The sequence below is a fragment of the Chryseobacterium shigense genome (assembly GCF_900156575.1).
In the GTDB taxonomy this organism is placed as follows: domain Bacteria; phylum Bacteroidota; class Bacteroidia; order Flavobacteriales; family Weeksellaceae; genus Chryseobacterium; species Chryseobacterium shigense.
In genome coordinates this window covers 122,416-143,995 of sequence record NZ_FTNY01000001.1, presented here as the reverse complement: position 1 = coordinate 143,995, position 21,580 = coordinate 122,416, and the positions used below count along the sequence as shown (strand labels likewise).

Annotated in this window: 17 protein-coding genes; 9 read left to right on the top strand and 8 right to left on the bottom strand. The window is 38.6% G+C overall.

Annotated features, from left to right (window positions below; translation table 11 throughout):
* Positions 1-5: 5 nt before the first annotated feature.
* Together BW964_RS00705 and BW964_RS00700 are read right to left on the bottom strand one after the other, a co-directional pair.
* Positions 6-2,306 (bottom strand): glycoside hydrolase family 3 protein, encoded by a 2,301-nt coding sequence (locus tag BW964_RS00705; protein WP_076503924.1) that lies wholly within the window; start codon positions 2,304-2,306, stop codon positions 6-8.
* Positions 2,307-2,317: 11 nt separating this feature from the next.
* A complete protein-coding gene (locus BW964_RS00700; protein WP_076503923.1) occupies positions 2,318-4,561 on the bottom strand; it encodes a TonB-dependent receptor in 2,244 nt (747 codons plus the stop codon).
* A 650-nt stretch (positions 4,562-5,211) separates the two neighbouring features.
* Here BW964_RS00700 and BW964_RS00695 point away from each other — a divergent pair.
* Both BW964_RS00695 and BW964_RS00690 read left to right on the top strand, forming a co-directional pair.
* Positions 5,212-5,964, top strand: coding sequence for an NUDIX hydrolase (locus BW964_RS00695; protein ID WP_076503921.1), 753 nt, complete (start codon positions 5,212-5,214; stop codon positions 5,962-5,964).
* A gap of 77 nt (positions 5,965-6,041) precedes the next feature.
* Complete coding sequence (locus BW964_RS00690; RefSeq protein WP_076503919.1) at positions 6,042-6,794, top strand: MBL fold metallo-hydrolase; 753 nt, start codon at positions 6,042-6,044, stop codon at positions 6,792-6,794.
* Here the strand turns inward: BW964_RS00690 and BW964_RS00685 are convergent.
* Positions 6,791-7,132 (bottom strand): helix-turn-helix transcriptional regulator, encoded by a 342-nt coding sequence (locus BW964_RS00685; RefSeq protein ID WP_076503917.1) that lies wholly within the window; start codon positions 7,130-7,132, stop codon positions 6,791-6,793. The genes BW964_RS00690 and BW964_RS00685 overlap by 4 nt on opposite strands.
* Before the next feature lie 640 nt (positions 7,133-7,772).
* Between BW964_RS00685 and BW964_RS00680 the strand changes: the two genes are divergently transcribed.
* Positions 7,773-8,366, top strand: a complete 594-nt coding sequence (locus BW964_RS00680) for a Crp/Fnr family transcriptional regulator (protein ID WP_076503915.1) — start codon at positions 7,773-7,775, stop codon at positions 8,364-8,366.
* A 104-nt stretch (positions 8,367-8,470) separates the two neighbouring features.
* Here the strand turns inward: BW964_RS00680 and BW964_RS00675 are convergent, their stop codons facing one another.
* The 5 genes from BW964_RS00675 to BW964_RS00655 form a co-directional block, all read right to left on the bottom strand.
* Positions 8,471-10,612, bottom strand: coding sequence for a DEAD/DEAH box helicase (locus tag BW964_RS00675; protein ID WP_076503914.1), 2,142 nt, complete (start codon positions 10,610-10,612; stop codon positions 8,471-8,473).
* The gene (locus BW964_RS00670; RefSeq protein ID WP_076503912.1) at positions 10,609-11,925 is read right to left on the bottom strand and encodes an ATP-binding protein; all 1,317 of its coding nucleotides are present in this window, start codon (positions 11,923-11,925) and stop codon (positions 10,609-10,611) included. The genes BW964_RS00675 and BW964_RS00670 overlap by 4 nt, the downstream gene beginning before the upstream one ends.
* On the bottom strand, positions 11,918-13,378 hold the full coding sequence (locus tag BW964_RS00665; RefSeq protein WP_165789191.1) for a tellurite resistance TerB C-terminal domain-containing protein: 1,461 nt from the start codon (positions 13,376-13,378) through the stop codon (positions 11,918-11,920). Before BW964_RS00665 ends, BW964_RS00670 begins: the two co-directional genes overlap by 8 nt.
* A 36-nt stretch (positions 13,379-13,414) precedes the next feature.
* Positions 13,415-14,305, bottom strand: coding sequence for a BRCT domain-containing protein (locus BW964_RS00660; RefSeq protein WP_076503909.1), 891 nt, complete (start codon positions 14,303-14,305; stop codon positions 13,415-13,417).
* A gap of 396 nt (positions 14,306-14,701) precedes the next feature.
* Positions 14,702-15,337, bottom strand: a complete 636-nt coding sequence (locus BW964_RS00655; RefSeq protein WP_076503907.1) for a chloramphenicol acetyltransferase — start codon at positions 15,335-15,337, stop codon at positions 14,702-14,704.
* A gap of 255 nt (positions 15,338-15,592) precedes the next feature.
* On the opposite strand from BW964_RS00655, the gene BW964_RS00650 reads away from it, so the two are divergent.
* The 6 genes from BW964_RS00650 to BW964_RS00625 all read left to right on the top strand — a co-directional run bounded on the left by BW964_RS00650 (position 15,593) and on the right by BW964_RS00625 (position 21,579).
* Positions 15,593-16,474, top strand: a complete 882-nt coding sequence (locus BW964_RS00650; protein ID WP_076503905.1) for an NAD(P)-dependent oxidoreductase — start codon at positions 15,593-15,595, stop codon at positions 16,472-16,474.
* Between the two features lie 8 nt (positions 16,475-16,482).
* Positions 16,483-16,941, top strand: coding sequence for a PPC domain-containing DNA-binding protein (locus tag BW964_RS00645; protein ID WP_228432058.1), 459 nt, complete (start codon positions 16,483-16,485; stop codon positions 16,939-16,941).
* Positions 16,942-16,989: 48 nt separating this feature from the next.
* Positions 16,990-17,571, top strand: a complete 582-nt coding sequence (locus tag BW964_RS00640; RefSeq protein ID WP_076503904.1) for a Crp/Fnr family transcriptional regulator — start codon at positions 16,990-16,992, stop codon at positions 17,569-17,571.
* Positions 17,572-17,654: 83 nt separating this feature from the next.
* Positions 17,655-18,731: an SDR family oxidoreductase gene (locus tag BW964_RS00635; protein WP_076503902.1), complete on the top strand. Its 1,077-nt coding sequence runs from the start codon at positions 17,655-17,657 to the stop codon at positions 18,729-18,731.
* A gap of 248 nt (positions 18,732-18,979) precedes the next feature.
* A complete protein-coding gene (locus BW964_RS00630; protein ID WP_076505358.1) occupies positions 18,980-20,002 on the top strand; it encodes a ligase-associated DNA damage response exonuclease in 1,023 nt (340 codons plus the stop codon).
* The gene (locus BW964_RS00625) at positions 19,999-21,579 is read left to right on the top strand and encodes an ATP-dependent DNA ligase (RefSeq protein ID WP_076503901.1); all 1,581 of its coding nucleotides are present in this window, start codon (positions 19,999-20,001) and stop codon (positions 21,577-21,579) included. Before BW964_RS00630 ends, BW964_RS00625 begins: the two co-directional genes overlap by 4 nt.
* The last annotated feature ends 1 nt before the right edge of the window (position 21,580 follow it).

Genomic DNA, 21,580 nt, shown 5'->3' with positions numbered 1-21,580 from the left:
CTATTTTATTTTAGATATTTCTGCGTTCTGGCATCTTTGATGATTCCGGACCAGTTCAGTCCATATCCGAAATCATACGCATGACCTTCCGAATCTTTGTAAGGAGTCATATCAAAAGGGACATCTTCTTTTTGGTTTTCCACGGTTTTCATATCCGCAGGCATCTGAAGCGGCAATAACCCTGATGGTTCATATTTTCCGGCAATAAGGTCTACTACAGCCTGATTGGAAACATTGAAATTCATTAAAATACCATCCGAATGTTTTTCAAATTCAGAGAAAATCATTGGTTTTGAAGCCGTAACAGAAACAATGACAGGTTTTCCGTTCATTGCTTTATAAGTATTCTCGATCGTTAATAAATCGGTAAAATTGGTTGCAGTGCTTGTTTTATTTTTAAAGGTTCTGTCTTTAACGGTTGGTGCAACTACTGCATCTCCAGCCGCAATACTTTTTTCACGGGCTTCTGTTGCGGTGTAGGTTTGGTATTGAAGAGAGATCGGTAAATATCCGTTTCCGCCGTCTTTTACATCAACATCACTGTATCCGCCTTCTTCACTGTGAGGACTTTGAACGAAAACAATAGCAAAATCTGCTTTTGCCGGATCATCTGTGACGTTGTAGTGTTTTTTCACAAATTCTAAATCAACCGGATAATTTAAGGTTGGAGCGGTATATACGCCCCACCAGTTAAACGTTGCCGGAGTATATCGCTTCGGAATGTAGACTGTTTTTCTTTCTTTAACAGGAAGAACCTGAGCTTTGTTTTTCAACATGACGATAGATTTTACCTGCGCATCGTATCCCGCTTTCATAAATTCAGGATTTCCTACGATCTTTTTGGTTTCTTCTACGTTGACATAAGGATTTTCAAACAATCCGGTTCTGAAGATATTCTTTAATAAACGAACAGCCGATTGCTCAAAACGGGCACGCATATATTTTGCTCCATGCTCTTTTACGCCCATCTGATAGGCTTCCAGAACAGGTCCCTTGTCATTATTTCCTCCAAACTGGTCTACTCCGGCTTCCAAAACTTTGTAATGACGTTCTGCTACGGAAAGTTTCTCAACCCCCCAGGGTTTTCCGGCAAATGTGCCGGGAGTTTTTCCTTCTTCGGCAGTGATCAGCCAGTCGGTACAGACTACGCCATCATAGCCATACTTTCCGCGAAGAAGATCGGTGATCAGGTATTTACTGAAACCGTTTCCTACATTTTCTCCGTTTTTGGTATCCTGATTGAAACTGATGGTGTAATAAGGCATTACCGCAGACGCTTCCCTGGTTCCTCCGTTAAGTTTAAAAGCTCCATCAACAAAAGGTTTTACGTGATTCTGAAAATTATTCCCGGGATAAACGGCATATTTCCCCATGGCCCAATGCCCGTCACGACCGCCTTCTTCAGGACCTCCGCCAGGCCAGTGTTTTACCATCGCATTGACGCTTTTATAGCCCCATCCGTTTTTGATCACGTCTTTTCCGAAAGAAGTCTGAAAACCGTCAATGTAGCCTCTTGCTAAATCAGTTGTTAATTCGGGGCTTTCACTGAAAACGTAAGCAATTCTGTACCAGCGCGGTTCTGTTCCCAAATCAATTTGTGGAGACAAAGCTGTTGAGATTCCCAAAGCACGGTATTCCTGAGCAGCAATATTTCCGAATTTCCTTACCAGTTCAGGATCAAAAGTAGCTCCCATCGCCAGACCATCCGGCCAAAGAGAAATTTGTCCACCTGCTCCTTCATTGAATTCAGCCGTTACTGATGCAGAATGCCTCGGATCTGTACTGTTGTTGGAGGGAATTCCTAATCCCAATCCTTCAATATAAGCCTGCAAATTATTGTTCCATTTGGCAGCAACTTCAGGTGACTGTAAAGTCGTCACCAGCACATGGCGGAGATGATCGTCTTTCAAAAACTTTTTCTGCTGATCTGTAAGATCCCATGGGTTGGCACCGCTTTCGCTGAAGAATTTTCCATTGTATTTTCCTGCTCTGAAACCTTCTGATGGAGCTGGAACCGCCTGATGGGCACTGTAAAGCATCAATCCTGCAATTTGCTCAACAGACATCTTAGAAGCCAGATCTTTGGCTCTTTCTTCTACGGATAAACGCCAGTCTTCATAGTGATCGAGCTTTCCGTTTTTATTCAAATCCTTGAATTTTTTTCCTGAGATGTCAAGAATTTTCACTCCTGATTCTTCGGAATATCCTAAAACCGGTCCGCCGGCATTTTTTACCTGATGAATATTTTGTGCGGAGACGGAGATCCCCAAACACAAAACGGCTATACTTAAAACTGTCTTTTTCATTATTCTACCTGTTAAAAATTAAAGCTTATTGAAAACTGGCCTGTCAGTGGCATAATGTACGTTCCTGTCAGGAGTTTGCCGTAATATGGACTTGCATCAGTGATTAATTCTGCACCATTGATGGTTCCGCTGGCTCCGCGTTGGTTCAGGAAGTTGATTACTGTTGCCCCTACATTAATATTCTTATTCACCGTATAGTTGACGCCTCCGAAAGTTTCCCATCTTGGGGCAAAGTATAAAGCATTCGTAAGGTTCGCATATTGTTTTGAGAAATACCTGAAACTTGCCCAGAATCTCCACTTATCAATAGTATAACTCGGATCAATTTCCATCAGGACTTTGGCAACTCCTAATACGTTATTGTCATTATAGTCGTACTCTTTTCCGAAGGCATTGAAATTGAATTTTTTATACACGGGATTCTGTAACGTGATCAGATAATGCAGGTTAAATCCTTTGAAAGGCTTCAGTACAAAATCGGTGGTCCATCCAATGGTCTGGATATCATAGTAAACGGTAACATTTTGAGCCTGCGTGGTATTGTCAGGATTGACAAGATTGTATCGGTTAAGGTTATTATTCTTTTTAAGATAGGTAGCCTGAGAAATCAACTGGATATAATCGGTATTCCAGAATATCCCCAACGCTCCGAGCGGACTTTTGATTTTGTTCGTATTCGGATCGAATGCCTGCGAATAGCTTTCAAGTCTTCTGTTCTCTTCCGTGTACAGTAAGTTGGCTATCACTCCGAAATTCTTACTGATGTTATACGTCGCATTCAGGCTTCCCCCAATCTGGAACCAGTTTTCTTTGATGCTTTGAAAATCATTTGCTCCAAAAACAAATCCCGGAGATCTCGGCGTCATCGAAAATTCACCGTCGATTAAATGATTCCTTAGGTGTAAACCATAGCTTACATTAAAGTTATCAGAAACCTTCCAGTCATCTGTAGCATATACGGAAAGCTTATTTTCTGTTCCGCTGTGGTATTCTCCTCCTGCATTATAGTTGTAAAACCCATTGGCGTCTGTCGTGGGTCCTATGAGTCTCTGGGGCTGGGGCTCAACCGTCTGAAAAAAGAAAGACCGGTTGGAGGTAAATTGGTCTACATTATAGAATTGTTCTAAAAGTCCTACGGTTAGATGATGATTTCCTACTTGTTTGTTCAATGAAAAACGTCCTGCAATATTGGTAATCGGTGTTTCCGGAGTATGCATGGCCAACTGGGTTCCCACAGCTCCGGAATAAGGCTGTCCGTTGGAAGCAATGGTATACCCTGCCGATGGATCTGCCTGGAAAATACTAAGAGGAATGATCGTTGACATTTTCGCTGTCGCAAAATGGGCTCTTGCAGAGAATTTGAAATTCCACCCGTTGTTTAACAGATAATTACCGAAAACATCGATGTTATGGGCTTTTGATCTGTTGTCGTTTCCATTCATCGATGCCCAGTAATTTTCTCCCGACAGAATATCTTTCATTCTGATTCTGCCATCATTTACGACATAAGAATCTCTCCCTATTTTGAAATTATCCAATTCCGTAACCTTCCCGTTCTCACCGTATTGGAAAACGGCATAATTTCCTACATTATAAGAATCTGAATATTTATATAAGATTGAAATCTTTCCTTTATCATCATTGAAATATTTGGTAACTCCCGCTCTGAAGATCTTTGTTTCATCTACATTTCTGGCAAAACCTAATTTAAAAGTACTTGGATCATAGTTGGCAAAAGCTCCAACGGTATAGGTCCAGCCGTTTTTAGAGATCGGACCAGAGGCGTTAACGTCTCCTTGCAACCATCCAAAAGTACTGGTTGTCAATTTTCCTTTCAGCTTAAAATCTTTTGTTCCTGTCTGAGCATAAGAATTGACTGCAAATCCAAGATCACCCATTGTATTGGCCAGCTGATCCATCTTCAAAAGACCGGTCTTTTCCAAACCCACACTTTGCCTCCATGTTTTATTGGGAAGCTCGGGCCAGAAAAAATAAACTACCGGGAGATCATTTTCAAGAATAGTGATTCCGCCTACAGTGGAAGGAAGCCCGATGTTGACATCTCTTGGGCTGGTATTGTTGGCGGCATTCAGCATGACGTTTCTATTATTGTCCTCCTTCGAGCTGCTGCTTTTCATTCTTTCCTGAAGTCTTACAGAGTCTTGTACACTCAGGCTGTCTTTCTGGGCAAAGGCAAAATTTGAGCACAAAAGGGCAATGCCCAGGGCTGCAATTGTTAAAGTTGATTTTCTCATTGTTTAGTCTAGTTTCTTCTAATTATTGATCGTTTTATATTGTAACAGTATGTTTATTAAAAACTTAGCATCTTATTTTCATTTTAAATACAAGCATCAAAGCTCCTTGCATCCAGAATTGAGCTGGATGACCCATGTATCTTATTCAGTACTGGATTTTACAGGAATGAAGTCAACTATTCACTTACATCTTCATAAGAATGAAATCCGGTCTTGTGCAGAAATGGCTTATTTTCTCATAAGACCACTGTTTCTTTGCATTCTTTTATTCATTCCATTTGAGTTGATTTAAACATATGCGTACTGAAGAACTGTTACTCCCGGGAAAGAGCATTTTCGAAGCAGTTTTTTATTCAAATGGTCATCTATTTTTCATTGCTTCTATGTGAAGCATTACAATACTACATTCTTTCAATCAGATTACCAAAAAAAATGTTAATAAAATTTAATATTGGACATAATGAACTGATTAACAATAAAATAATTTACAATCAAACCTTATTTTTTCATTGATTCAATAAGAAACAATGATGAAAATTATTTGTTTTTTCTCCCGAAATTTAATCCGGGAAGGCATTTTTAGGGCAGTTCCAAAATTTTTATTCCTAAATTTGTAAGATCACCCATTTCTAATACACTTAATACATTATATGGATTCTAAAGAGCAGATATTACAAAGATCAATTGAGGCAAAAGAAATTTTTCTCCCCCACCTTTCTGCAGATCCTGTTATATTTGGTTTTGATCAGAATGAACTTAAGGTTCTTCTGATTAAAATGAATTATCGAAAGCTGTGGCTGTTGCCGGGTGGCTATGTAAGAAAAGATGAAGATCTGGATGAAGCTGTGGTAAGAATCCTAAAAGACAGAGCGGGAATATCTACGGATGTATATCTTGATGAGTTCGGTGTTTTCGGCAAAAGAAACAGAAGTGAGCTTTACTTTGAAGATTTTGATGATACTCTTTTTCATAAGCAGCGATTCATCTCCATTGGATATTACGCACTGTACAATCCTTCAAGATTTAATCTGGTGCCTGACGAGTTCAGCGAAAGCTGTGAATGGATCTATCTCAGTCAATTATCCGAAATCGAACTGGCCATGGATCACCGAGAGATTATTGAAAAAGCTCTGCTTACCTTACGTGAAAAAATATCCATCAAACCTATCGGCTATAATCTTCTTCCTGAAAAATTTACGCTTTCTGAACTTCAGAAACTATACGAGGCTATTTTAGGAAAGGAGCTCAACCGTGGAAATTTTTACAGAAAAATAAAAAATTCAGGCATTCTGAATAAACTTGAAGAGCAAAGACGTGGTGGTGCCCATAAGTCTCCGGATCTGTATTCGTTTGACGAGGAAAAATATACACAAGCTTTGGAAAATGGTCTTAATGCCTGGTAATTGTCCATTGTTTTTACCGATGAATGGTATCGAAAAAAAGGTTTTGAGATTTTGGAAATATTAGGGAAATTTGCAGAATGAAAATTATTCCGCTTAAAGAAGGCAATTTCTCAGCCAGCAGAACAAAAGACTTCACGTTATTAACAAATGAAAATTTTGATACCGTCAAAGGAATCAAAATGTCTGTACAGCCATTTCTGATCATTACAGACCACGATTATATTCTTCTGGATGCCGGTATAGGATGGAAAAACAGGGAGGGTAAAACGGTTATATCTGAACTATTGGAAACGGAAAATATCAGGCCGGAACAAATCACCAAGCTTTTGCTTTCGCATCTTCATAAAGATCATATTGACGGCAGTATCCGCAAAACAGATATTGGTTTTGAACCTGCATTTCCGAATGCGGAAATTTATATCCAAAAGCGCGAGCTTGCTTTCGCTATGGAAAATAAAGGCAATCCTTCTTTTGATTTTGATATTCTTGAAAAGCTGATCAGCCTTCCGAATATTGTATGGATGGATGAAGATCGCGGAAATATAAATGCGGAGATTTCTTTTGAGGTAGTGGGCGGACATACGCCTTTTATGCAGGTGTTCTGGATCAGACAGAATGATGAAATTGTTTTTTATGGTGCGGATGATCTTCCTCAGGCGTCTTATCTGAAATATCATCTGGCTTATAAAAGCGATTTCGACGGAAGAAAAGCAATGGAACTCAGGCTGGAATGGCAAAAAAAAGCGATGGAAGAACAATGGAAAATACTGCTTTACCATGATCTGGAGAAAGCAGTAATCCAAATATCATCTGAAGACCAAATGGTTTAAAGATCATTAAACCATTTGTAGATGTCCAATTCGGAAGGAATATGAAGTTTTTTCCGGATCCTGTTTTTTCTGTTTTGGATCGCTTTTGGCGTCACAAAAGTATAAGTCGCAATTTCCTTGGTGGTAAAGTTGAGTTTCAGGTAAATGCAGAAAATCAGTTCTGAATTTTTGAGATTGGGATGTACCTTTGCGATTTTATCAAAAAAATCAGGGTATACAAGTCTGAATTTATTCAGTAAACGTGGTGAATTTTCTTTGGCTAATGCCATGATTTCGTCCTGCACTAAAATTTTTTGATTCAAATCTTCTAAATTGGATTGCGGTTTGTCGTTTTTCATAATATTTTTCTCATCGCTACTTTATTTCTGATACTTTCTAATGCTTTTGTATCAGTACAAAATCTTCTTCTTCGGCTATATTAGCATAGCTGTTTTGATATTGAGGTTTTACAGGTCAATCAAAATTTCATAATTGCTGATTCAGCAGGATTATAAATCCATTTACAGGATCCTCATATTTATTCCTAAAATCTTCCAACTGAAGGTCATTCTTTCGGTTATTTTTAAATGAAACAAAGAAAGAAAAAATGATTAAAATTTTACAGAATTAAAATACCACATAGATACCACGCCATGCCTATAAACAGTGTATTTATTCCTATTTTCAGCTAAGTTTTGAAATTAAGTCATTCCTGTAATTTATTTTAAGCAAATGTAACAGATTGCAGATGTTATTTTTTATGATCTCAATCAATGTTTTTGATGACCTTATTCCCTGCCCTTGGTGGATACGAAGAGATTATTAAAAAACCATCTTCAAAACCCTGTGGTATGTATGTGGTACGCTGTATTGCAGGAACTGATGAAAATTGACCGTTCTTTACATTATTGAAATTTCGAGCTTCTCTGTTTATTAAATAATGAAAGGCATCAATGATTAAACGTTTGTTTAAAATTTTAATTAAAAACCTGTCAAACCATGATCGTTGAAGATGTACTCATTTCATTTGGAGCGGAGATTAAAGAATATAAAGCAGGAGAGATCATTTTTCGGGAAGGTGAATCTTCTATGTTTTATTACCAGATTAAAGAAGGACAAATCAAACTCAATAATTACACGGAAGATGGTAAAGAATTTATCCAGAATATATTTTCCGGCGGACAAAGCTTTGGAGAATCTCTTTTGTTTGTAGATCGTCCTTATCCTATGAACGCGGTCGCTATAAAAGATTCCCATATTGTGAGACTTCCAAAATCCAATTTTTTGAATCTGATAAAAGACAATCAGGAGGTGTCTCTGAATGTCTATCAATATATGGCAGAAAGAATGTATTACAATTATATGATGCTTTATAATCTCTCTTTTCAAAATCCTATGCTGAAACTAAAACAGCTGATGGATTACCTTAAAAGTTATAATGAAGACAAAAGCCTTTATTCTTTCCAGATTCCTCTTACAAGACAGCAGCTTGCTTCTCTCACAGGCCTCCGCGTAGAAACGGTCATAAGAGCTATAAAAAGCATGGAGAAAAACAAGATTTTAAAAATTGAAAAGAGAAAGATCATGTATTAGTTATAGCCCGGAAGATGGAAGAACGAAAACAGAAGTTACTTGTAAAGCTTCTATTGTCCTTAGTACTTCAAAATCTTCCCTCTTCAAGCATCCCAATTTATGTGTTATTTATTTTCTATACAATTTAAATTCTGAAGAAATTCATTGCAGCCTTCAAAATCGAAATACTGGTTTTTCAGTAGCTCAATTTGATATTTTAGAGGTAAAAATTCTCCCCATTTTGAAAAGTTCAAAACGTCCGGAAAGTTATCTAATAATTCCGCCAGCGCCTCGTCAGAATTGATCGTATTTAAATTCAAATCTTTAAGCACCGAGATGAATTCAGATTTCTTTGAAAAACCAAGTTCAAACTTACTTTCATTTTCCTCGAATTGAGTTTCAATCCCCACTCTGTTTAGCATAAATCTTAAAGTTCTGTTGATTTTAGATCCTGTAAATGAATAGAATTTAAGTTTATCATTCCCTGAAAAAAGTGGCCTGTCCGTTTGGTGAGACCTGATCTCATAGATTGAAAAATCTTTCCGCATTTGTCTGATTATTTCATCACCGGGCTCATCCAGAAAATCATACTTATCGTCGGAAATCAGAATTTCAAGCATTTTTTCCCTGATCTTAGAGGCTGTATCTGCCGCATCTCCAAAAAAGAGCGGCTTTTTTCCGTCTTTAGCAGGGGTTACCTCTATTTTTTTAGCCTCATAGTCAATATCCTTTATTTTCCATATTCTGGCTGAAAGATATATATTTTCATCCGGTCTGGTCTGTGCAGACAGCGGTAGCTCACCGATTTTCACCCCCTGACTCACCACCCTGAAAAATACCGGAGTATGAAAGAGGGTATAGAAATCTCTGGTATTGACTACCTTTTCACCTTCAATCCCAATAATATATTCAGGTCCTAGTTTTTCCAGAAAGTCAATGGCGGTAAGGTGGTCAACAATCTCCATAACTTCTTCAGCCGAAATATTCTTAAATGCAGCATTATCTGTCAAATCTTCAATAAGTTTATCAAGTGTGATTCCCGAAGAACCTTTTACCACCGATAAAAGCTGATGAACCAGCACATCATAAGGTTTTTGGCTCATAGTAACAGGCTCAATATACTGATCTTTAAAAAGCAGCCAGCACGCCAGTGACTGGAGAAGACTCCAACGTTCAGTAGCATATAAAAACAGGTTGCTCGACTTTCCTTCCCTTCTTCCGCTTCTCCCAACTCTCTGGATCAGGGAAGCAATGCTATGGGTGGCATCAATCTGGGCAACTTCATCCACGTTTCCTATGTCGATCCCAAGTTCCAGGGTGGATGTACAGGATATACAGAAATTTTCGTGGGTACTTTTTTTGGCAAAAAACTCTACATATTCTCGTACTTCTTTGTCTACAGAGGAGTGATGGGAGAAATAATTAGCATGTCCGCCTACTTTCTCCGAAAGTTTTTTCAGTCTCACCGCTACTTCTTCTACTTTTCCTCTTGCATTGGGAAATACCAGCACTTTGCTGTCCCTGGTTCTTCTATAAAGATCTTTGAGGAGGTCCAGTGGAAGTTCTTTTGTTTGCCCTTCAAAATACTTAAAAACAGCATTAATAGGCTTAGGGGTCGTATCTCTGATTACCTTGGTGTGTTCAGGATCACCCAGAAAATCTTTCAGTTCAGCATAATTATTCTCATCGCTTACCGTTGCAGAAAGGGCAACAGTAGTGAATTTACCGGTATTGACTTTCTGAAGACGCTGCAACAGAGACTGCAGGTGAATCCCTCTGTCTGATCCTAAAAACGAATGAATCTCATCGATAACCACATAATCCAGCGTTGAAAAAAGATGGTGAATATGGTAAGGTTTGTTAACGAACATCGCCTCCAGAGATTCAGGAGTAATAAGTACAATTCCTTCCGGAGCTTTTATCAGCCGGTCTTTGGCTCCTTTGGAAGCTTCTCCGTGCCATTTCGTAACCGGAACATCCAGATATTCGCATAGCTTTTCAACCCTCATGAATTGGTCATTGATCAAGGCAATCAGCGGTGAAATATAAAGCACTTTCACGCCTTTCTCCTTAAAATTCACTTTAGATAAGATTGGCAAAAAGGCAGCCTCAGTTTTACCTGAAGCTGTCCTGGAAATTAAAACATAATTATTGTCAGTTGCGATAATCTTTTGAATGGCAGCCTCCTGAATAGGTCTCAGGCTTTCCCATCTCTGATCGCGGATGTATTTTCTGATCGGCTCCGAGAGCAGGTTGAATGCGCTCATATTTCTTCAATACTATCTAAAAGAACCAGGTCATCAGGCCTCTCGTCTGAAATTTCGATGTCTCCGAAAAGCTGTTTTTTGTCCACTGCCGGATTTTGTCTGATAATGTTCAGAATATTGAGAAAATCCCTGATCACTTCTCTTGGTGTTAGAAATTCTGAAGCGCCCGGCTTATTAAACATTTCTTCCATAAAAGCGAAAATTTCGTCGTCGCTGATATTCAGTTCTGTTTTATAGTTAAAATCAAAAATCAGTTTCAGTTTTTTTAACAGAACAAAGATTTCATTATGATCTAATGGAGTAAGTTTAATGACAGGTTGCGCAAAATCTCTGATTTCAAGGGTTTCAAATTTATTGGTTTCCAATCTTGACTTTAAAGCCTGGTAGCTGAACAGCCCTCTCCTTTCATTTTCCAGAAATTCTTTCGTTCCGGCAAAATTGATCAGCAAATTTGAAATTTTTCCCTGAAAACAATCGTTATAAATAGATAAAATTTTCTCGTAGTTTTTTTCACGCGCGGCTGATGTAGAAATTTTATACAGGTTGATCGCTTCGTCCAGATTGATCATAAAACCGCTGTAGCCCATGCTTACAAAGAACTTACAGAAATTCTTAAGCATATCGTAAAAATTGGAATCATTAATAATTTCCCTTACCCCAAGATCCTGTCTGGCTTCCGTTTTCGTTTTATATTCGCCTTTCAGCCATTTCAGGGCATTTCTGCGTAACAGTTCATCTCCTTTGATGTATCCTTCATAATATTTAACGATCACGGAGCCGAAATCGAAACCGCCAACTTCTGTGATTTCATTCACCATTTTCATAATGGAATTCTGGATAAGGCCTAAATACTGGTCATTCCTGATCTCAGAAAGCGAAATACGGTTGTCTTCAGCCGTTTTCGTAATTACCTGTTCAATCCATTTTTCCAGCAAAGTTTGTAATGCTCCGCCTTCGGGTTTAGTCTGGATTGCAATATTGTCCATGATTGCAGAGTATAAAATCACACTTTTTCCGTCATTGGAATACAGCCTGTTATCCGGGGTGAAATCTGCATTGGAAACTACGAATTTCTGTTTTAAGGCGACGGTATTCAGTAAATGAAGCATAAAAGATTTACCGCTTCCAAAATCTCCAATCCAGAATTTCGCCATGCTGTGGCCGTTTTTCACATCTTCCAAAGAGCTGATAAAAGCGTTAATCTCCTCCGATCTTCCCACAGTGATGTGCTGCACTCCTATTTTGGGTACCACTCCGCTCACCAGGGAGTTGATAATAGAGGTTGCTTCTTTGGGTTTAATATTGTCAATCATTGTTTAAAAGTTTTTTATAATAATCCGTATTTATCGTAAAATATTCATCCTCTTCTTCAATAAGGACATCATCAATGGTTTCAAAACAGAGATCGTTGATGGAATTTATCGTAGATCCCATGAACAGGTTTTTCGACTTTAAATAAACAGCCATATCACTTTGGGGAATATTAAAACTCTGCTTTTCAAATAAGTCTAAAATTTCCTGTTGAATCTCCGATAAATTCAGCTCTTCAAGATATTTCTGTGCTTTATTTTCTGCATTTTGATGGGTAATATGAATGGTCAACTCACCTTCTTCATTCTGCTCATCTGTCTTCACAGCCGTATTTTCCTCTTCATCATCTTTAAGATATTCTTCCAGCAGCGCCACAGTTCCCGAATGCTGTCTCTGGACATTTTCAACCGCATCTCTGTCTATAACGATTTTTTTTCTTTTCGGAAGGTACAGCTGGGAAGCTTTTTCCATGGCTGCTTTAAGATTCCTGGTCGTAATAAATTCGTTTAATATCTGTTCAAAATCAGTAAGTTGCTCACTTGTGGCAAACAGGCTCTTCTGGATATTCTTAGTAAGCTGTTTTCTGTCGAATTTTGTGTTGCTCAGATCTTTATCAAAATAATGAAGATAAAGCCTTAATGCACAGACCTTGTCATATTTGGCCACAAATTTTGAAGCTTCAAAAAAGATCGCATCCTGAGACGGATTTTTCACATTCACATCCGCCAGCCTGAAAATTTCTCTTTCAAAAGCTATTGAATTGGAATAATCTTCTTTTATGGTTTCAAATTTCGTTTTCCAGCGTCCGGTATTATTTTCGTTCAGAATAATGTTTGTTCTGTAATCCGCATCCAGGATCTGATGTTGGTTTTCCACAAGAAAAGCCTCAAGCTTTGAAACTATTTTCCTGTTGTACTGATGCAGAATATCGGGATGGGTATAATTAAAATCCGTATTGATTTTTCTTTTAATTCCATAAACTTCCCTCACATTATTTTCACATAATTTTAAGATATGATTGAAAATTTCGGTCTGTACTGCATCATACGTATACCGGTAGTTCAGGCTTTCTTTTCTGTAATTGTACTGAAGACACACAATGATTTCCGAAAGCTCCTCAATCACCGTTGCATAAGATTTATTCACCGGAATGCAGTGCGTATGGAGATAGTCTACCGCCCTCAAAAACTGTTTTAAAATCTGTATCCGGCAGTATTCAATGTCATTAAAAACATTATCTGTAAACCATAATCGGTCCAGTAGTGCAGACTGGTCATCATTTAAACTGAGTTTTCTGATGTATTTTTTGCCTATTTTCCAGCCTTCAGGGTCATATTGTGGATTTGGAACAGGTTCAGGGGCAGACTCTTCCGTGCGGAGATCAGATCCAAAATGGATGGGAACATCGGTATTTACGGAAACATCAATTATAGAGTCATCGTGTTCATTCTGCATCATTTTATCAATAGGATTGTCGGTTAAAGTTTCTCTTCAAATGGCATCAAAAACGTCAAACTCATGAACCATCACGATCGTATGACCGGATTTTCTGAGATCCAGTGCTTTTTCTACCTTTCTTCCATAGCAGGAGTAGCTCCAGCAGGCATTATGAGTATCACCAATGATCAGATAATCAGTCTTTTTAGAAATCGTATTGACTGGAATCCCACCTTTATCCTGTATCGCACGCTGTAATTCACTACGGTTACCTCTGCTTAAAATTCCGGTGATGCAGAACGTTTTATTTTCAAAAATAATTTCAGGGTCTACCGCACAGATTCCGGAGATATTGATGCCTTCAGTATCTCTTTCTATCTGAGCTGCTGTATCTGAATTTTTAAGGGCAACGAATTGTTTGATGAATGCCGTCAGAACCGCTCTCTCCTCCTCGTCAATGATTTTATCTGCAACAATAGACAAGACCAGACTTCGGATCTCATCATACGGATAATAGGAGTTTAAGTGCTCATTGTCTGAAAGCCATTCATGAAGTTTAAAGATTTCATCATCATTTAAAATGCCGTCTGCCAGAATTCCATGGAATATTCCCTGTAAAAGCTGAAGATCAGACGTGATTCCGTTATAATAAATATTGTCGTGCTCGTATTTCTGACACAGCCAATACAGATCTTCCACTGCTTCTTTTGCGGGGATTCCGTTGGACGCTGTATTTTCAATCAAAAGCATGAATTCACGGAACGGATTTCTATTCACCAGATCATAATGATCTTTTGCCCATAATCTGAGCTCTTCCATCTCTTTTGCATCAATGATGTCATCAGAAATGATTCCCAAAAGAAGGCCTTTTAGTGAATTAATGGCTTTATCTGCTCTGGATTTGGTTGTAACTATCTGTAAGTCCGGACTGTCAAAATTCGTCATCTTAAATAAATTGAGTGTATTGGTTTAATTAGCTTGTATTGATGGTAAAATCAACTTTCTAATATAGCAATATTATACATTCAAAAATATTCAAAACTAAAAAAAATACCTTACGGTTTTCCGTAAAAAAAGAAGTTAGATTTTAGAGATTAGACGTTAGAGGACAAGCATTGAAATTTCTGTAGGATGGCACATCTTATTTTTAACTACCCCGTCTTTTTGCTACGCAAAAATCCACCCCTTCAGCGAAGGGGAATTGGAGTTGAGACCCATTGGTTATCATTATCAATTACTCCTTGCACAAAATATATCAATAGTAGTAATCACGAACCTGAACCTGAACCCGAATTTCGCGCCCCGAAACAAACTCATTACTCATCATTCCTAACTTATAACTTACAAAAGCTCTCCATCAAGCTTTTTCTGAAAAGCCTCCAGATACCTCGCAAGATGCAACCCGTCTGCAAGTCCATGATGGGCCTCTACAGAAACCGGAAGATATTTTTTACCATCACGGATACTGAACTTCCCGAAGGTGATTTTAGGTACAGATTCTGAATTGTTGAAACTGGTAGGATGCAGAAGCGCACTGAAAGAATTCCATGGAATTGTTGTATGCCTTATCAGATCTTTACCCAGATCACCATTCTTTAGTCTTAGCCCTGATGACTGCTGCACGGCTTCAATTTCCTTCTGCATTGCTTCATTAAAAATATTAAAGTCTTCAGAAAAAGGAATAAAGGCAAAACCAAAAGTACCGTCTGACCTTCCGATTGTGCTTCCGGCATGGATCGTATCATATAAAATCACTTGACCGTCAACTATCCGTAATTTCAATTCATCCACAGTATTCACTGCGATCATCGATCGATGAAGATAGGTAGCAAAAAATGAAACTCCGTTTTCCTTTGCATCATCATACGCCTTTGTACAGTCCACTTCAGTAGTAAAGCCAAAATACGGGCTTTCCATTTGTGAAAAAAATTCAAAATGCTCTTTTCGGTTCCAGTTTTCGAGGTCTATGATCTTCATTGATTTTATTTGCTGCAAATTTCAGTAAGTTTTCCCGGTTTGAAAAGTTTATTCGTAAAAAATATTACTAAAACCCATCATTAAAAAGAGAATGAAATCTTAATGCAGAAGGCTGGCTTTGGTCAGTTTTTTGATGCAGACAAAGCAGATATACAATTGCAGGTCTTATTTTTATCTTGTAAATGTCTAACTTACATTCTTAAGGCTTTATGATACTACAGAAGCGATATTTAATTGTAATTGAAAAAACAAAATATGGAGACAGAAAAAATCGGATTCATTGGATTAGGAAATATGGGCTATCCTATGGCAAAAAATTTGGAAAAAGCAGGATTCCCACTTTCCGTTTACAACAGATCCCCTGAAAAAGCTGAAGATTTTAAAGAAAAATCTGTAGTGTATACTCAAATAAAGGATCTTGTTCAGAACAGCAGTATTATATTCACTATGCTTACCGACGATCATGCTGCCACAGCAGTTTATGAAGAAATTCTCAAATCAGATATCAGCGGAAAACTCTTTATAGATATGAGTACCATTTCTCCGCAAGCCACCAGCAAACTTTCCGGGGCCGTCAAAATAAAAGAAGCCTCGTTCATCGATGCACCGGTAGCGGGAAGTACAATGCCTGCAGCAGAAGGCACGCTGATCATCATGGCGGGTGGTGAAGAAAAAGACCTTCAACGGGCAATGCCTTATTTTGAAAAGCTTGGAAAAGCAGTAAAACATCTTGGCGAAAATGGAAAAGGAATTGCCGGAAAACTCTCCATTAATTATTTTCTGTCTGCCCTCTATCAGGGATTGGCAGAAACAGTTTTATTTTCAGACAAACTGGGAATTGAACGTTCCGCTATGCTGGAAATCATCAATGAAAGTGCCAGTGGAAGCGGTGCTACAAAAGTAAAAACCCCTATGCTGATCAATAATACCTATGATGCGGCTTTTGCTTTGGATCTGATGCTTAAAGATATTCTCCTTGCTAAAAATGCAGGTGCAGATTTTCCTCTGTCCAAAGCATTGATCAATACCTATCAGGCTGCCCATGATGAAGGCTTCGGCAAAGACGATGTGATGGGAATCATCAATTATCTTAAAAAAATAAGAGTTGACAAGAATATTAAAATATTGAATTCTTAACAGTGCCTATGATGGATACACAAAATTTTAAAGGAAATAACTGGTCGGCTAGAAAAGCAGACTCTATTTATATCGTCAGTATTAAAGACCATTCAAGCATCATTGAAGCATTGACGGATTTCGTTATCCACCAGAAGATACAAGCCGGAGAAATCACTGGCATCGGAGCTGTAAATGAAGCTACCCTGAGATTTTTCAAGCCTTCTGATAAACAATATGTCGATAAGACCTTTAAAGAACAGATGGAAGTAACCCATATTTCGGGGAACGTATCTGAAATAGAAGGAAGACCCGTGCTTCATCTGCATATTACTTTGGGAAGAGAAGATTACACCGCTCTGGCAGGACATCTTCTGGATGCCAGGATCCGGGGAGCTGGAGAATTTATTTTTTATCCTCTGAACACCCGAGTCGTCAAAGTTAAGAATGAAGAAGTTGGAATCAATTTCTACGATTTTGAAAAATGAAATAACAGACTTCTTTGAAAGTTGTATTTTTGACAAAATATTTTCATAATGTTTGATCTCCTTCTTTCCTATATACAAAACAAAGTTGACCTGTCTGAAGAACAGAAACATCAGATCCTATCCTTTTTCACTCATAAGAAGTTACGCAAAAAACAATATTTATTGCAGGAAAATGATGTATGCCAATGTCTGTCATTCGTAAGTAAAGGTTTGCTTAAATCTTATGTGTTAGATGAAAAAGGAATTGAACGGATCAATATGTTTGCCTTCGAAGGATGGTGGATCTCTGATTTCAATAGCTTTATCAATCAGGAAAAAGCAGTTTTGAATATCGATGCTGTAGAAGAAACCGAAGTGCTCATGATTAGTCTTGAGAATTATGAAAAAATGATGATGGAAATCCCTGTCATGGACCGGTATTTCAGAATTCTTTATCAAAACAGTCTGGTTACTAAAGATTATCGACTGATGGTCTCCAACAGTTTTACGGCAGAAGAAAAATATAGGCAACTGGCCCAGCGCAATCCGGAAATCATCAAAAGAGTTCCGCACAATCTTATTGCCTCCTATCTTGGAATTGCTCCCGAGACGGTAAGCAGAATACGAAGAAAAATCTCCACTAGTCCTTGATCTGGATCAACAGGAACACATGATGCAGATCAAGTGTTTCACCTTTCTTTTGTCCCTACTTTTGTAATAGAAATTTTACAAATATGGACAATGCAAAAAACATAGCACTGGTCGTTGGTGCAACGGGAATTACAGGGAGCAATCTTGCTCAGGAACTTATTTCCCAGGGATGGACAGTTTATGGACTTTCCAGAAATACCAACAACAATATCCCGAAACTCCTTCCTGTAAAGGCTGACCTTTTGAATATCGATAGCTTAAACACAGCACTGGACGGAATCTCTCCCACTCATGTTTACTTCACCACCTGGATGCGAAACGACACAGAGGAAGAAAATATCCGCGTGAATAGTGCTCTGGTAAGGAATTTATTAGACGTATTGACTCCTGAACAATCAGTGCAGCATGTCGCTTTGGTTACAGGACTGAAACATTATTTAGGACCTTTTGAAGCCTATGTCAAAGCAGGAAAACTTCCGGAAACCCCTGTCAGAGAAGAACATCCAAGACTTCCCCTTCCCAATTTTTATTATGCCCAGGAAGATGAAGTGTATAAAGCTTCTGAAAGAGATGGATTTACATGGAGTATTCACAGACCGCATACGGTCATCGGCTATGCTGTAGGCAATCTGATGAATATGGGAACTACTCTTGCAGTGTATGCAAGTATCTGCAAAGAAACAGGACGGAAATTCGTCTGGCCGGGCTCTGCTGAGCAATGGAACGGTGTTTCTGATGTGACAGATGCCCGGATTTTAGCCAAACAACTCGTCTGGGCTTCTACAACAGAATCTGCGAAGAATCAGGCTTTCAATATTGTGAATGGAGATGTTTTCCGGTGGAAATGGCTTTGGAAAAGGCTGGCAGACTGGTTTGGTATTGAAGCTGAAGACTTTGACGGAACGGTAAGGCCGCTGGAAAATGTATTGAATCATGAAGGCGAAACCTGGAAAGAAATTGCGAAAAAATACGGTTTGAAAGAGAATAACCTCGACAGACTGGCTTCTGCGTGGCACACGGATCTGGATCTCGGAAGACCTTTGGAAGTAATTTGTGATATGGCTAAAAGCAGAAAGCTCGGTTTTACAGCGTATCAGAATACGGAAGATTCTTTCACGGAACTGTTTGAAAAACTGAAGGCGGAAAGATTGATTCCTTAAAAACACACGGAGCGGCTGAATACTGCTCCGTTTTCTTTTTAACTTAAATATTCACAGGTTGCTTTATATGCAATGAAAAAAATCTTTTATTATACCTGAATCCTTCAGTCTTGTCTCATTAGAAAGTTCTGAATGAGATCATGTATTTTGAATGCAGTTTTTTTTACCTACCATAGTTTACTACAAAATTGACAATTCATCCTAATTTGGTGGGATTTTTGAATGTAAAATATAAACCAATCACACCATTGAAATTAATAACATTCACAAAAAAAGGAATCTACTGTCCACAGGGGAAATTTTATATTGATCCGTGGAGACCGGTAGACCTCGCAGTCATCACTCACGGACACGCTGATCATGCCCGGTGGGGAATGAAAAAATACCTTTGCCATCATTATACAAAGCCCATCCTTTATCAAAGAATTGGGGTGGATATTGAATGCCAGAGTGTTGAATATGGTGAAACCATTATCCTAAATGGTGTAAAATTATCGATGCATCCTGCCGGACATATTATAGGATCAGCCCAGATAAGATTAGAATATAAAGGCTATGTTACTGTCATATCAGGAGATTACAAAGTGCAGGAAGATGGATTGAGTACGCCTTTTGAGTTGGTAAAGTGTAATGAATTTGTCACGGAAAGCACCTTTGGACTGCCTATTTATAACTGGCTGGAAGTTCCTGACCTCAATACAAAGCTTCAAAGCTGGGTGCTTAAAAACCAGGAAAATTCAAAAACCTCAGTATTCATAGGATATTCATTGGGAAAAGCTCAGCGTATCATGAAAGCTGTAGAGGGTTTAGGAAAAATATATGTCCACAATTCTATTGGAAGACTGAATGAAGCCTTTGAATCAGTAGGCATTACCCTTCCCGATTACAAAATCGCTGATTTTAAAGAAAACCCAAAAGAAGTACAACACGGAATCGTTATTGTTCCTCCCGCTTTACTGGACAGCAACATCATCAAAAAAATACCGGATGCTGCCACAGCGATCTGTTCCGGATGGATGCAGGTACGCGGAGCCCGAAGATGGCGCAGTGCCGATGCCGGATTTGCCATGAGCGACCATGCCGACTGGAAGGGACTTCTGCAAGCCGTAAAAGCCACAGAAGCTGAAATTGTACACGTTACGCATGGGCAGACGGAAATTTTCTCAAAGTATTTAAATGAGATAGGCATCAAATCAGATGTTGTGGAAACATTGTTTGGTGAAGATGAAGAAGAGTCAGAAAAAGAAACCATAGAAAATCCGGAGCCATGAAACATTTCGCAGACTTGATCAACGCCTTGGAAACTACCAATAAAACCAACGCAAAAATAGACGCCATCATCGATTATCTGGAACGTGCTCCGGATGAAGATAAAGTATGGTTCATTGCTTTGTTTACCGGAAAAAGACCCAAAAGAAATGTGAATACCAATTACATGAAAGAATGGGCGCTGGAGATCACTCAACTGCCGTTCTGGCTGTTTCAGGAAAGCTACTCTTCAGTAGGAGATCTGGGTGAAACCATTTCTCTCATTCTGCCTCCACCTTCAGAAACTATTGACCGTACGCTTTCTGAATGGATGCTGGATATCATTCACTTAAAAGACAAATCAGAAACCGAAAAGAAAGAATTTGTATTACAATCATGGAACGGGCTGGACTATACGGAACGTTTAATCTTCAATAAATTACTGGGTGGAAGCTTCAGAATCGGGGTTTCCGATAAAACGCTGATTAATGCCCTTACCAAATTTTCATCTCAGGAATCAAGTACTTTGATGCACAGTCTGATGGGGAAATGGATTCCCGGGGAAGTTTCGTTTCAGGAACTGATCTCAGCTGAAAATATCAATCCGGACAATTCAAAACCTTATCCTTTTTGTCTGGCTTATCCTCTTGAAAAAGAACTGGAAGAACTGGGAAATCCGGAAGAATGGCAGATTGAATATAAGTGGGACGGAATCCGTGGACAGATCATTAAAAGAAATGATGAAGTCTTTATCTGGTCAAGAGGTGAAGAGCTTGTAACCGATCAGTTTCCGGAAATCAGGGAGACCGTTCAGGCCATGAAAGGTAACTTTGTTTTAGATGGAGAAATACTTGCAGTAAAGGATTCTAATGTCTTAAATTTTAATGAATTACAGAAAAGATTGAACAGGAAAACTTTAACTAAAAAAATGCTTGCAGATATTCCGATTGAAGTCTTTGTTTATGATCTTTTAGAGCTCGAAGGAACGGACCTCCGTGAAAAATCCATGGCAGCAAGACGAGCCATGCTTGAAGAATTATTACTGAATGAAACTCCTCAAAATATAAAACTTTCCCAGGTTATTGATTTCGAAAAATGGGAAGATCTGAATACGATAAGAGAACAATCAAGAGAAATAAACAGTGAAGGCCTTATGCTGAAACAGAAAAATTCCATGTATCATGCCGGAAGGAAAAAAGGTGATTGGTGGAAGTGGAAAGTAAGTCCGCTGACTATTGATGCCGTTTTAATCTACGCCCAAAAAGGGAGTGGCCGAAGAAGTGCCTATTACACAGATTATACATTCGCTGTAAAAAATGGAGATACCTTAGTGACGATCGCAAAAGCCTATTCGGGTCTTACTGATAAAGAAATTATGGAAGTAAGTAAATTTGTGAATAAAAATGCCATTGAAAAATTTGGTCCGGTACGTACCGTAAAAGCTGAATTGGTTTTTGAAATTGCTTTTGAAGGAATCGGATTCAGCAGCAGACATAAAAGCGGTGTCGCATTAAGATTTCCAAGAATCCTGAGATGGAGGAAAGATAAAACAGTCAACGAAATTGACGAACTTGAAGAGATAAAAAAACTGATCCAATAAT

Bases quoted from the DNA above. Each gene is read 5' to 3' on its own strand.
- BW964_RS00705 (WP_076503924.1), bottom strand. From the start codon at position 2,306: ATGAAAAAGACAGTTTTAAGTATAGCCGTTTTGTGTTTGGGGATCTCC.
- BW964_RS00700 (WP_076503923.1), bottom strand. From the start codon at position 4,561: ATGAGAAAATCAACTTTAACAATTGCAGCCCTGGGCATTGCCCTTTTG.
- BW964_RS00695 (WP_076503921.1), top strand. From the start codon at position 5,212: ATGGATTCTAAAGAGCAGATATTACAAAGATCAATTGAGGCAAAAGAA.
- BW964_RS00690 (WP_076503919.1), top strand. From the start codon at position 6,042: ATGAAAATTATTCCGCTTAAAGAAGGCAATTTCTCAGCCAGCAGAACA.
- BW964_RS00685 (WP_076503917.1), bottom strand. From the start codon at position 7,132: ATGAAAAACGACAAACCGCAATCCAATTTAGAAGATTTGAATCAAAAA.
- BW964_RS00680 (WP_076503915.1), top strand. From the start codon at position 7,773: ATGATCGTTGAAGATGTACTCATTTCATTTGGAGCGGAGATTAAAGAA.
- BW964_RS00675 (WP_076503914.1), bottom strand. From the start codon at position 10,612: ATGAGCGCATTCAACCTGCTCTCGGAGCCGATCAGAAAATACATCCGC.
- BW964_RS00670 (WP_076503912.1), bottom strand. From the start codon at position 11,925: ATGATTGACAATATTAAACCCAAAGAAGCAACCTCTATTATCAACTCC.
- BW964_RS00665 (WP_165789191.1), bottom strand. From the start codon at position 13,378: ATGCAGAATGAACACGATGACTCTATAATTGATGTTTCCGTAAATACC.
- BW964_RS00660 (WP_076503909.1), bottom strand. From the start codon at position 14,305: ATGACGAATTTTGACAGTCCGGACTTACAGATAGTTACAACCAAATCC.
- BW964_RS00655 (WP_076503907.1), bottom strand. From the start codon at position 15,337: ATGAAGATCATAGACCTCGAAAACTGGAACCGAAAAGAGCATTTTGAA.
- BW964_RS00650 (WP_076503905.1), top strand. From the start codon at position 15,593: ATGGAGACAGAAAAAATCGGATTCATTGGATTAGGAAATATGGGCTAT.
- BW964_RS00645 (WP_228432058.1), top strand. From the start codon at position 16,483: ATGATGGATACACAAAATTTTAAAGGAAATAACTGGTCGGCTAGAAAA.
- BW964_RS00640 (WP_076503904.1), top strand. From the start codon at position 16,990: ATGTTTGATCTCCTTCTTTCCTATATACAAAACAAAGTTGACCTGTCT.
- BW964_RS00635 (WP_076503902.1), top strand. From the start codon at position 17,655: ATGGACAATGCAAAAAACATAGCACTGGTCGTTGGTGCAACGGGAATT.
- BW964_RS00625 (WP_076503901.1), top strand. From the start codon at position 19,999: ATGAAACATTTCGCAGACTTGATCAACGCCTTGGAAACTACCAATAAA.